Annotated in this window: 15 protein-coding genes and 2 pseudogenes; 9 read left to right on the top strand and 8 right to left on the bottom strand. The window is 28.4% G+C overall.

Translation table 11 applies throughout. From position 1 onward, the window contains the following. The first annotated feature begins 8 nt into the window (after nt 1-8). The 7 genes from A7L45_RS08385 to A7L45_RS08355 all read left to right on the top strand — a co-directional run bounded on the left by A7L45_RS08385 (nt 9) and on the right by A7L45_RS08355 (nt 5,744). Nucleotides 9-809, top strand: coding sequence for a hypothetical protein (locus tag A7L45_RS08385; protein ID WP_170288006.1), 801 nt, complete (start codon nt 9-11; stop codon nt 807-809). Between the two features lie 8 nt (nt 810-817). After that, entirely contained in the window at nt 818-1,630 is an 813-nt protein-coding gene (locus A7L45_RS08380; protein ID WP_071612360.1) for a hypothetical protein, read from the top strand. Nucleotides 1,631-1,650: 20 nt separating this feature from the next. Further along, nucleotides 1,651-2,460, top strand: a complete 810-nt coding sequence (locus A7L45_RS08375) for a hypothetical protein (protein ID WP_071612359.1) — start codon at nt 1,651-1,653, stop codon at nt 2,458-2,460. Nucleotides 2,461-2,699: 239 nt separating this feature from the next. Continuing rightward, nucleotides 2,700-3,506: a hypothetical protein gene (locus tag A7L45_RS08370; protein WP_071612358.1), complete on the top strand. Its 807-nt coding sequence runs from the start codon at nt 2,700-2,702 to the stop codon at nt 3,504-3,506. A 307-nt stretch (nt 3,507-3,813) separates the two neighbouring features. Continuing rightward, the gene (locus tag A7L45_RS08365) at nt 3,814-4,332 is read left to right on the top strand and encodes a PadR family transcriptional regulator (RefSeq protein WP_071612357.1); all 519 of its coding nucleotides are present in this window, start codon (nt 3,814-3,816) and stop codon (nt 4,330-4,332) included. A 185-nt stretch (nt 4,333-4,517) separates the two neighbouring features. Beyond that, nucleotides 4,518-5,054 (top strand): NAD(P)H-dependent oxidoreductase, encoded by a 537-nt coding sequence (locus A7L45_RS08360; RefSeq protein ID WP_071612356.1) that lies wholly within the window; start codon nt 4,518-4,520, stop codon nt 5,052-5,054. Between the two features lie 18 nt (nt 5,055-5,072). After that, nucleotides 5,073-5,744: an NAD(P)H-dependent oxidoreductase gene (locus A7L45_RS08355; protein ID WP_071612355.1), complete on the top strand. Its 672-nt coding sequence runs from the start codon at nt 5,073-5,075 to the stop codon at nt 5,742-5,744. 280 nt (nt 5,745-6,024) lie between these two features. Here the strand turns inward: A7L45_RS08355 and A7L45_RS08350 are convergent, their stop codons facing one another. From A7L45_RS08350 to A7L45_RS08335, 5 genes are all read right to left on the bottom strand, one after another. Further along, the gene (locus A7L45_RS08350; protein WP_071612354.1) at nt 6,025-6,315 is read right to left on the bottom strand and encodes a hypothetical protein; all 291 of its coding nucleotides are present in this window, start codon (nt 6,313-6,315) and stop codon (nt 6,025-6,027) included. 200 nt (nt 6,316-6,515) lie between these two features. Further along, a complete protein-coding gene (locus A7L45_RS08345; protein WP_071612353.1) occupies nt 6,516-7,304 on the bottom strand; it encodes a hypothetical protein in 789 nt (262 codons plus the stop codon). After that, entirely contained in the window at nt 7,295-7,471 is a 177-nt protein-coding gene (locus A7L45_RS23495; RefSeq protein WP_207647765.1) for a hypothetical protein, read from the bottom strand. Before A7L45_RS23495 ends, A7L45_RS08345 begins: the two co-directional genes overlap by 10 nt. Nucleotides 7,472-7,657: 186 nt before the next feature. Continuing rightward, complete coding sequence (locus tag A7L45_RS08340) at nt 7,658-8,428, bottom strand: GNAT family N-acetyltransferase (protein WP_071612352.1); 771 nt, start codon at nt 8,426-8,428, stop codon at nt 7,658-7,660. 61 nt (nt 8,429-8,489) lie between these two features. Next, nucleotides 8,490-8,894, bottom strand: coding sequence for an SRPBCC family protein (locus A7L45_RS08335; RefSeq protein WP_071612351.1), 405 nt, complete (start codon nt 8,892-8,894; stop codon nt 8,490-8,492). 636 nt (nt 8,895-9,530) lie between these two features. On the opposite strand from A7L45_RS08335, the gene A7L45_RS08330 reads away from it, so the two are divergent. Beyond that, nucleotides 9,531-10,079 (top strand): DUF6144 family protein, encoded by a 549-nt coding sequence (locus A7L45_RS08330; protein ID WP_071612350.1) that lies wholly within the window; start codon nt 9,531-9,533, stop codon nt 10,077-10,079. 174 nt (nt 10,080-10,253) lie between these two features. Continuing rightward, a pseudogene (locus A7L45_RS08325) lies at nt 10,254-11,210 on the top strand (methyl-accepting chemotaxis protein). Between the two features lie 143 nt (nt 11,211-11,353). Here A7L45_RS08325 and A7L45_RS08320 read toward each other — a convergent pair. From A7L45_RS08320 to A7L45_RS23490, 3 genes and pseudogenes are all read right to left on the bottom strand, one after another. After that, on the bottom strand, nt 11,354-12,037 hold the full coding sequence (locus A7L45_RS08320; RefSeq protein ID WP_151553318.1) for a hypothetical protein: 684 nt from the start codon (nt 12,035-12,037) through the stop codon (nt 11,354-11,356). A gap of 23 nt (nt 12,038-12,060) precedes the next feature. Further along, a pseudogene (locus tag A7L45_RS22805) lies at nt 12,061-12,165 on the bottom strand (methionine aminopeptidase); the annotation flags it as partial. Between the two features lie 118 nt (nt 12,166-12,283). After that, nucleotides 12,284-12,430: a hypothetical protein gene (locus tag A7L45_RS23490; RefSeq protein ID WP_170288008.1), complete on the bottom strand. Its 147-nt coding sequence runs from the start codon at nt 12,428-12,430 to the stop codon at nt 12,284-12,286. Nucleotides 12,431-12,432: the final 2 nt, after the last annotated feature.

Raw genomic sequence — 12,432 nt, 5'->3', positions numbered from 1 at the left:
ATTTTTCTTTGAATTATAAAAAATGGATTTATACTTTTGTTATGTTGTTTGTTTTAAGCATACTCTTAAAATATATTGCTCCAGGAGGCTGTCTGCCTAAAGGAGCGCCATTAGTTTTTTGGGACTATCTATTTATTTACTTTTCATACCCATTAGTGATGATTTTAGTTATCCCCATAATTTACTGTTATTTAATTGGTGATATATTCACAAGAGATTGTGAAAGTGGCTACATAGAGTTTTTCTTATCCAGAATATCTAATAGGATAACATACTTTATATCAAAAGTTGCAATTGTATTTATAACATCAAATTTGTTGTTTTTATGTTGTATAGTTAATATAATTATTATTTCATTCATATACAAATTACCGTTTAATGAAAAAAACTACTATGATGTAGTAACATACTCAATTAAATCAGGAAATAACATGATTACTACTTTAGGGATTCAATATGGATTATTTATTATAACATTAAGTACATTAGGACTTTTCATATTAATAATATCTTTGATATTTAATAATTCATTCTATAGTTTTATAGGAGTAGGTTTACTTGTGATGCAAGGAGTTATTGCTGTTTTTGATGATCAATCTAAGAGATTTTTCTCACCTATTACTCAAGGAATATTATCTGGGCATTATCCTTTCGTGCATTATAGGGCTTTATCTTCAGGTAAGCCAGATTTGACAATTCAAAGTTTTACGGTAATTTATTCGATGAAATTTTCAGGTGTAATCTTATTATTACTTTTTACTATAGGTTGTTTTAGGATTAGAACTATGAATTTATCTAGGAAAGGTTAGGATAATTAATGAAACGATTAATTGTAAACGAACTATATTCATGTTATAAAAAAAGGAATGCTTATATATTAGTACTGTTATTCCTAAATATATTCCTACAAATATATATACTAATAGATGCTAAAAACATAGGGAAAGTGGATGCTACAAGCACAGATGGGATTTTAAAAGTATGCGGAGGAATTGATAAAATTTTTTATCTGCCAAATCTATTTCAATGGATATTGTTAATTGGTATTTTACTTTTGTTAGTTCAATCTAGCACAAGTATAATTGGTGGTTTCGATGTGTTTTTACTGACAAGAGCTGGCTCAAAATTAAGATGGTGGACTGCTAAAGTATTATCTTTAATATTAATAACTTTTATTTTCACTATACTGTTAATGGTTATAACTAAAATTTTATCACACATAGCTTTTCCAGCTTTTAATAAATGGAGTACATATACTTATTTATATTATCCTAAAATTTTTGCTTCAAGCATTAATCCTCATAAAATGGAGTTTATCATTTTTTGTGTTTTACTCACAGGATTTATTGCTATAACAACATTATTTCAAACAATAAACTTAATTTTCAATAAGTATGCAAATAGTTATGTAGTAATATTAATCCTATGTATAATGCTTGGAGTATTATACATGCAGGGAATAATCCCTAGAGTATTATCACCAATAAATTATCCATCAACAATAGATATAGCTACAAATATTGAATCATACCTCAAAAATATTGAAATGAATATTGCATTATTTTTAATAAACATAGCTATTTCGCTTATATTTGTAACACATAGTGATTATACAGTTTCAAAAAATTAGAAAATTAAGGAGTATATAATATGGTTAAACGATTTGTTAAAATAGAATTTAGGAGAATTTGTAGATGGCAGACATTATTAGCTTTTATAGTTTTCATGGCGGCTTTTATTCATATATCAATTATTGATAACGCAGGGTACTCTACTATAGGTCAAAATAATTTTTTTATTAATTATCTTAAAGCTTTATGCTTTCCTATGCATAGTTTCATGCCTTTAATTTTCCCTTTAGTAATTATATTCATATTTGGTGACTCGTTATTTTTAGATTACAAAACAGGTTTTTTTCAATTTTCACTTTCAAGAATAACTCATAAAGAATTTATTAAATATAAAACTATAGCTGTATCTTTTGTAGCGTTTATAGTTACTTTAGTATTTCAACTAGCTGCATTTTTGTACAGTATTTTTACAAGTCCATATTACTTGCATATAAAACCAGTTTACATAGGTGAAGCATTACCTAACGTTTCCATAGGTTTATATGTAAGTAATCCATTTGTTTATATATTTATTATAATGGTATTTTTTAGTGTTATTTCTATGGTTATAGCTGTTTCGTGTCTTATAACAGCAAATATATTTAAGAATGTATTTGCTGCTCAAAGTATCCCTTGGATTGTATATCTATTTATTGGACAATTACTTATGTTTATAGGCGATGGAAATAGTATTTATTATCGTATTAGTCCTATTCAGATGCTTGGACCTTGTATATTTGATCAATATTATACTTTTATAAAAGTTTTTCTATATTGGATTGTACTTTGGATAGTATTATGTTTTGGAACATATAAACTATTTTTGCGAAAATTTAGATTAAGTTTGTAACTTTATGGTGTTAGATGTTTATTACTCTACAATATATGTTTGAAAACATTGTAAGGTATATTGATGAAAAGTTTTCAGTAGACTCCATTACCTCAGACTATATAAAATCTATACTACAGATAGAGTCATAAAAAGTCTGTTGAAAAGTATTCTTTAATAAACATAGCTATTTCACTTATATTTGTAGCACATAGTGATTATAAAATTTCAAAAAATTAGAAAATTAAGGAGTATATAATATGGTTAAACGATTTGTTAAAATAGAATTTAGGAGAATTTGTAGATGGCAGACATTATTAGCTTTTATAGTTTTCATGGCGGCTTTTATTCATATATCAATTATTTATAACATAGGGTACACTACTATAGATCAAAATAATTTTTTTATTAATTATCTTAAAACTTTATGCTTTCCTATGCATAGTTACATGCCTTTGATTTTTCCTTTAGTAATTATATTTATATTTGGTGATTCATTATTTTTAGATTACAAAACAGTTTTTTTTCAATTTTCACTTTCAAGAATAACTCATAAAGAATTTATTAAATATAAAACTATAGCTGTATCTTTTGTAGCATTTATAGTTACTTTAGTATTTCAATTAGTTGCATTTTTGTACAGTATTTTTACAAGTACATATTCTTTGCCACCGAAACCACAAATAGGTGACCAATTACCCAACATTTCTTTAAATCTATATGTAAGCAATCCATTTGTTTATATATTTATTATAATGATATTTTTTAGTGTTATTTCCATGGTTATAGCTGTTTCATGTCTTATAACATCAAATATATTTAAGAATGTATTTGCAGCTCAAAGTATCCCTTGGATTGTATATCTATTTATTGGACAATTACTTATGTTTATAGGCGATGGAAATAGTATTTATTATCGTATTAGTCCGATTCAAATGCTTGGACCTTGTATATTTGGTAGAAATTATACTTTCATAAAAGTTTTTCTATATTGGATTGTACTTTGGATAGTATTATGTTTTGGAACATATAAACTATTCCTTAGAAAATTTAGATTAAGTTTGTAACTTTATGGTAACATTATACTGGTACAACAAATTATGCGAAAGGTTTGTGTAGGTGAATGTTGATAAATTTAATCAGAAACACCGTAATAATTGTTACCCCTGATGGAAGGGGTATTTTTTGTTTTGGACTAGTTTACTGAAAGTATTGTAATATAAGAAGATGTGTCTTATCCTTGTAATTATATTGAAATAAAAAAAACATTTACAAAACAAGTATAAATATGTACAATATCATTATAAGATTATATATCGTTACGATATATATCATCATGATATTATGTGTAATGTATAAAAGGAGCTAACTTAAATGACTAAATTTATAATACTTGGTTTTCTTATGACGGAGAACATGACAGGTTACGATATAAAGCAGAAGATGAGCATCAGTACCTCAAATTTTATGGATGCTAGCTTTGGTAGCATTTATCCTTCTTTAAAAAGATTAGAACAAAAAAAATTAATATGTTTTGACGAAATCGTAGAAAATGGAAAATTAAAAAAAGTATATTACATAGCAGAACAAGGAAAAGAAGAATTTATGACATGGCTTAGAGCTCCAATAGAGACCTCCAAAACTAGTGCTGCAAGCGCTTTATCTAAAATTTTTTTCTTCGATAACCTGTCCAATGAAGAGATTATTAGTTCAATAGGCAATTACATAGAGGATTTAACTAAATTAAAAATCAATTTATTACAAGTTAGGAAAATGCTAACTAATCATGCTAATAACTTTGAACTTTGTACTCTGAATTTTGGATTAGATCTTTATGATTATATTATAAATTGGTACAAAAATAATATTAATAATTTAAATAAAGAACTCTAATATAGAAAAGTACATCATTTAAGGAGAACTAACCGTTATTAGGTATTGTGTAGCTTGATGGCTATGTGGTGGCACCCCCTATATATTTTATTATCATAGTAAACATATAAAGACCGGTTACAACTATTGATGTAACTAATGTTATATCCTATAGGATAAAATAATAAAAGGAGTTGATTTTAACAATGAAAGCTATACTTATTTGTGATAGTGATCTTAAAACTGAAAATAGTGAAGCTTTACAGAGATCATTGATGAACCTATTTTTACAAAAAAATATTAAAATAAAATTGTTTGAAATTAATAGAGATAACGTAAAAAACTGCATAGGGTGTTTTGGATGCTGGATAAAAACTCCTGGAGAATGTGTTATTGATGATTCATTAAATAACATTAATAAAGCATATGTTAATTCAGATTTAGCTATTTATCTTACTCCAGTAGTTTTTGGACAATATAGCTCTAATATAAAAAATGTCATAGATAGATTTATCCCAACTGTTTTACCTTTCTTTGAAAAAAAGAATGGTACCACAGCTCATCCTAAAAGATATGAGAAATACCCAAAGCAAGTATTGATAGGCTATAGTGATGACTTAACAAAAGAAGAAAAAGACACATTTATTACTTTAACCAGTGGTAAGTATACTAAAAGCTTTGATAAAGTTTTACTATCCGTTTCAGATAAAGATAATGAAAATATTATAAATCAGATATTGTAGAAGGAGAGGTTTATTATTATGAAAAATATTTGTTTTATTAATGGAAGTCCCAAAGGAAAAGGATCAAATTCACTCCTTTTTCTTAACAGACTGGATGAAGATATGAATGAAAACAATTATAATAAATTTTATATTCATGTTACCTCAAGTATTCATTCTGGCAAAATTGAAGAGGATTTTAAAACAATGTCCCATGCAGATGTCATCGTTTTTGCCTTCCCTCTATATGTTTTTTCTCTACCTGGTGTATTAATGAGATTTTTAGAAGATTATTATATGTACTTCAAAAACAATAATAAATCACCTAAAAATGTACGAGTATACGCCATTATAAATTGCGGGTTTCCCGAACCTACAATAAATGATGAAGCTATTCGAGTGTTAAAAAACTTTTGTGTTAGATTGAATTTAAATTGGAGATTCGCTGCTTCAATAGGTATGGGAGAGATAGTAGGCGCAACAAAAGACATAAAGTTCATGCAAAGGCTATGCTCAAAAGTATACTCTTCACTTTACGAAATTAATAAGGATATTGAAAACAACATTGAGACACTTGTTGAAAATAAATATGCATCACCAAACTTTCCAATATGTTTATTTAGGAAAATCGGAAAATCAAATTGGATAAATACTGCAAAGAAAAATGGGTTATCTAAGAATGACTTGTATAAAAAGCCTTACCTGACTTAAATGTTTCATTAAGTATGAAGGTTAACAATTTTTGAAATATTAGAACTGTTAACCCTTTCCAACTACATAATTATAAATGATTTAGTTGCTCCTACTATAAACTAATAAAAGAAATCAACTCAATTACACTTATAATATTCTTCAACATCAAAACGATCTGCATTCATAGCCTGAAATTCCCCACGAAATATTGTTACCCGAGCCAAATCCTCCAAATTTACCCGGTATTCTTATAATATTCTTTGAATTACATTTGGAACATGTTTTTGTGTTTTTCATATTACCCCTCACTTTTCATTTGTCGATTTATTGTTATATCTATAACAGTTACAAAACCATTTATAATGAAATTTTCAACTATACTATTTATTTTAATCCACAAAAGTTTTATGTAAATACCATCGTCCTTCCAAGGCGCAATCTGTCCACCTACAACCATGTGATATAATTTGTCCGCATTTATATGGGCACTCAATACGTACTTTCGGGCTAATTTATGTGCTACAGAAGATTTTCCAACCCCGCACGTTCCTGAAATAATGTAAATTGTTTCATCATATTTTAATTCCATTGAGTTCCGCCTAATTACACAAGATTTATGTAAGAATATAATATAACTAAGTACTAATTACCCCCAAGTATATATATTGAACTCATTGATATCATAATTATGGATAATATTAGTACCAAGCATAATTATAAAGAAAGATACAATTATAATCATCATTTTAACTTAGAGTAATGATATTTTTAATTATATGATGTTATATATTACTTAGGAATAGGAAGAATATATGATTTGTAACTATCACCATAGGAAGTTGTGTTACCATAAATCCAAAAAGTATATCCGTTAACAGGCAAGTCTTTGTTATTAAGCTTATTAATACCCTTATCCGTAATTAAAAAGTTATTAGAATCTTGTGCGTTCCAACTTGAACTTGTGCAATCCCCACTGCATCTAATAGAATAGTATGGATATTCCACCTTGGGTTTTACTTTCTTTAAATCTAAATATTTCAGAGCGTAAAAGAATTGTTCCTCAGTGATTAATCTATCATACTGTACCCATTCACTAACTTTAGTTGTATTTATAATATACTGATTTTTATCAGATGAAAAGTTTACATTATATAAAACAATACCTTTATTATCATTAGTTAGGAACTCATATCTTAATTCCTTTATTGCTCCTGATTTCTCAAAGCTGGCAACAAAATCTTCTATCTTTGTAGATTCATTAATACCTAGCTTATGCTTTATTGCATTATGATCTCTCTTTAAATTAATTGTAAATATATTATTACTAGAGGCATTTACTACTCTTTGTCTTTCAAAATAAGATTTTTGAATAACAGGAATTAATAACCCACAAATAAATACAAACAAGCCTAAAGATGCTAATGCTTTTTTAACAGGTTTATTAATCTTCGGTCTAAAAAACACCAAATAAGCAATAAATCCAACTGGTAATGCAATTTTGTTAAAGTTAAACCTAAAACTACCTAATAAGTAATAACCAATTAATTTTAGAATGAGAAACTCTATAGCTATCTCCAACAGCAATTTGCTGAATAACTTACACTAATTGAGTCTTTAGTAATTAACCTGATTTTATTTTTAATTGACCTTAAATAATCAATATCACCATTTATATAAATAATTTTAGCTATTGGAATATATCTTAAAAATTCTATTGATGACTTTTTAAGTTCCATATGATTCATATTCAACTTAACCATATGATTTCTTTGGTTTTTTTGCACAATACATACTATTCTTTAGTAAAATAATTCATTGTTTTAATTTTCTCCTCTACAAATAAAAAAGCTTTATTTTTGACAATGTCTTATGAAATAAATGTTCATAAAACTCCCCCTTCTTTTAGATACTCCAAATGTATCCATATGAATTTACAACCTATTATACTCCCAGTGTCTTATCTTACAATATTCCTTAAATCCAATACTCTTATATACACTTTTGCCCATATCCGAGGCTTGTAAAACACTATACTTACAACCCAAGTCCTTAGCATCTCTTAACGCCGTCATTGTAATCAACGTTCCAAACCCTTTCCCCCTAAATTCATTAGCTGTACCGACTAAATGAATCCCTGCAATTGCATCTTTAATATAAAGCATTAGAGTAGCCACAATTTTATCTTTGTAATAACATCCGTAGAATCTAATATCATTTTCGCTTAGAAACATTTTATACATATGCGAATTTCTTTTCTTTTTGAATGCTTCTTCAGTTATTAATATCCACTTTTCAAGCTCACTAGCACTTTTTATAGTTCTAATTTCACCTATGTTGTCATTGTTTTCAAATTTGAATGAAGCTAAGTCAATAGCCATCCCAGACTGTTGATAAAACATATTAAAATTGAGACTCTTTAAATAATCTTCCAAAATTATTGCTTGGGTATATGAATTTATTAATAAGTGTTTTGGAGCTATTTCAAGTTCTATATTTTTACGTAATAGCATGATTACTTCTTTAATATCAGCTAATGGAATATTCATATCAAAAACTTTATTATACCCTTCCAGATATGAATTCTTAGCCCATGAATAGTAATCTTGTTTTACAACTTCTCCACACGATATATTTGCAGCTTTAATACATAAATTGATTAGGTTCTTTTCAATAATAAGTGCGAAATCGTTAATTTTACACATAAATCTCCTTTCTATTTCTCAGAACTTATGGACTTCAATTCCAAAATAATTTCATCACAAGTCATTGTTTTTCATCAATTGCTTTTCTTAAATCTAAAATATAAGCAGCCTGCTGTTTCTTTAAATATATTCCTACAAAAGGTTTCATTATCCACTTCTTTGGAGTTATATTTTCCGTAAAATTTATCTCTGTCTTATTATCTGTCTTTGAAAATAATCCCGTCCAATGCCCACACATGTTGTTATTATCCATATCAAACTCATACCGTTTCATAGGTTCAAACGTAGTTATTGTGAAAGTTGTAGCATATCCTTCTTTTGTATATTCTATAAATTTTTTTCCTGCTTCTAAAACCTGAATTTCTCTCAAATCACTTCTCCATGCATAATTCTCAAGAGAAGTTACTATTTTCCAAACCGTTTTTATATCTTCCTTTAAAGTTACTTTTGCATTTGCGATTGCCATTCTATCCCGCCTTTCAAATTATTATTTATCGGTAAGATTTTATGATAACCATTAGTTCGCAGCTGATTACAATTTCGACTAATAATATATATTCAATCATAACATAATTACCATAAATTATGTATATTTACAATTCTTTTTAATGGGGAGCCAAAACCTCTACCCGACAAGAATTATATAAACGAAATACACATATTTATGAAGACTATTTGGCGGGTCATAATTAAAAAGATTTATCTGAAAAATATTTTTGTCCTTAAAAAGTATACAAAGGATAATTAGGGAACAAAAAGTAGTGCTTAATTTTCGAGATGAGCCAATGCAGTTTTGTTACTGTACTGGCTCATTATTTTTTATTAACTGTCTTTAAGGTTTAGCTTTGTATTCTCAGCTGGTACACTTTAAGTAGAAAAAATACTATAATAGGAGGACTTATAATGAAAAATTTTTGTGACAATCCACCCGTTATCTTTCCTATTAATTACTAATAGAAAAGATAAATTTTCATGCAAAAGTTAACCTGAGATATACAGTATCTATCCCCAGCACCTGCAATTAAATATTGTAAGAAGTGTGGTAAAAAGACAGCATACCTTAACCACAGCTCACAAAAAATTTAGAAAATGAGGTTTTAATATGTATGATATTAGAAAAATACAAGAGCAAGTAATTTTTGGTGCCGTAAAAAATGCGAGTGACGATAAAATGGCAACAAAAATTGTATATGGAGAACACGAACTATCTTCATCAGAAGATAATACGACATGGGTGAAATCCACCATGAACAGACTAGAAATCAACTTTGATAGGTCTACCGTTAAGCAGATTAGAATGAACTGTCAATGTGGATATGGGATGGATGAAAAATTAGCGTTAGTTCAAGAACTGGTTGCATTATCGTCTAATTTAGAAGAATTTGCAAACCAAGATAAAGCAAATGCAGCTGGACTATCTTACACAAAGGGGGAACTCTATCTACAATTTCCGTTTTGCCCTTGTCCGATGCTTGCCGATGTGAATAACTTAAATACGGATACATGGTGTCAATGCACTGTAGGGTACAGTAAAGTTCTTTTCGAAAAAGCTTTTGCCTGTGAAGTCGATGTAGAATTATTAAAAAGTATAAAAATGGGTGACGATATATGTCTTATGAAAATCATTCCTCGTGATTCTATTTGGAAATAGGCGAATGCCCCATGTCTAATGTGATATGGGGTTACTTGCGATGAAACAGAAAAAAATTATGTAACTTTAAATATTAATTGTCTTTTTTATTTTCTAATTTATTTAAAATAATATCTATCTTTTTCTCCATTACTTTATTTCTATTAACATAATTTTTAAACCCTTGTATTGCGAATGATAAAAAAAACGATAACGGCTAATATCCCACGTTCTATTTATGGTACAAGATTAAAAACTGTTGCAACTCCTTTGATGAATGATACTGGTGAGGTTGTTGGAGTTTTTTCTATGATATTTCCGAGATTACATCCTGTAGCTAGTGCATTCTCCGATTTTGCACCAATTGTAGCTGAGATGTTTCCAGAAGGATCTACTATGATTATAACGGATTTACAAAAAATAGTAAGTAAGCAATCTTCTAAAAAATTTGACATAGCTTCCTTACAAGTTGATAACATTCTTCTAGAAGAGTCTCTTTCATTAAAAACGATAAAATTAAAAAAAGCTATTATAAAGGAACTAGATGCTTCAGTATATGGAATACCTACCCTTGGAGCAAGTTATCCAATGTTTGATGCAGATAATTCAAACGAAGTTGTAGGATGTTTCGCAATAATTACACCTAAAGAAAATGCGTCAAATCTACGTAACATGTCAGAAAATCTTGAAAATGGTCTTACCGGAATGGCATCAGCTATTGAGGAATTGGCAGCATCAGCAGCTAACATACATACCAATGAAATTGAACTACATAATGAGATTAAAGATATAATTATTCTGTCGGAAGAAATAAATGAAGTATCTTCATTTATTAAAGAAATTGCAGATGAAACAAAAATGCTTGGTCTAAATGCAGCTATAGAAGCAGCAAGAGCTGGAGATGCCGGCAGAGGGTTTGGCGTAGTTGCACAAGAAATAAGAAAATTATCTGAACAATCTAAGAGTACAGTTCCTAAAATCAAAAAGTTAACTGATAGTATAAAATTAAAAGTTAATGAAGCAAGTGAAAGAAGTGAAAGTTCATTGGCTTCAAGTCAGGAACAAGCCGCAGCTAGTGAATAAATTACAGCAAGTGTTGAAGAACTAACATCTATGTCAGAAGAATTAAATAAAATAGCACAGGATATATAATAAGAAAATAGTGTTTTTTTATTAAGATTGAAAATGCAAAAGTCAATAAAGTAAACACATATCACTAGATATTGGTTTACTTTATTGACATACTTGAATAGAACTAAAAATATAAATTTTCTTTTACATATCGTAGAAGTTTGTTATTCTTTTACTCCATGTAAAATGTTTAATTTTTTCAATTCTTCATATTCGTCATCTTCTAAATTCATATATGCAAAATGTTCATGAGCACAAATTGCTAATATTGTTTTTTCTTCTTTATAGAAGGCTAAGTCATCAAATTCAGTACCTTCAATTTGATGGGGATATACAAATAACTTACTCATATTTGACATTAAGTTTCTAAAAATATCACCTAGTATAAAATAACACATTTCAAACACGGGTCCTCTAGATACAGGAGTCACTCGTGTAAACTTAGTGTATAAAAAATCTGCTGTCCTTGCATTAAAATTCTCATATTTTTCATCTTGGAATTCCTCACCTTCTAATTGGAACGCTTCATATCCTAATGAAGTAAAATACGCTAGTTCTTCTTCAAAATGATGATTTAAATATTTTTCCGCATCCATTTCTTTGTTACAGCAATCATCTATTAGGTCTCTATACCCATTAATGTTTTCACTGTAGTCGAGCCAGCTTTGTTTATGTTCTGCAAGAATTAATGATTTATCTTCCAACTGCATTTGATTAAATTCTTCTTGTGTAAGTTTACCCAAATGGCTCCTTGATAAAGACAGTTTATTGCTTTTCCTACCAACAAATAATAATAACTCATTGAGTTCACTGCCATTTAAGTTTTCTTTTATAAAACTCTTTCCCATACCTTTCCCTCTATTCATCGATATTATTCCATTCCGTCTTGGGTTACAAGAATTGTATGCTCCCATTGTGCTGAAAGTGATCTATCGGTAGTAAATGCTGTCCATCCATTATTCTCATCTATAAATATTAACGCAGTTTCTTTAGAAACACTACCAATTAGCGACTTATTGCCGTACAATTACATTTTACAATTATGACATAAAATTTTGAACTGTAGTTAATAATATTCCTTTGTTACTATATCCCTATAATATTTTTGGCATTCTCCCCATATTAGAGGTTACTAGTGCATCCTCCAAAACTATTGCTTTATATCCTTTATTTATTGCTCCTATTGATGTCTTGTAAACACATGCAGTTGCATCTAATGTAGTCCTATATAGACTATTCAAAA

The sequence above is a fragment of the Clostridium estertheticum subsp. estertheticum genome (assembly GCF_001877035.1).
GTDB classification, from domain to species: domain Bacteria; phylum Bacillota; class Clostridia; order Clostridiales; family Clostridiaceae; genus Clostridium_AD; species Clostridium_AD estertheticum.
The sequence above is the reverse complement of the archived record's forward strand: the minus strand, read 5'-3'. Positions and strand labels throughout refer to the sequence as shown.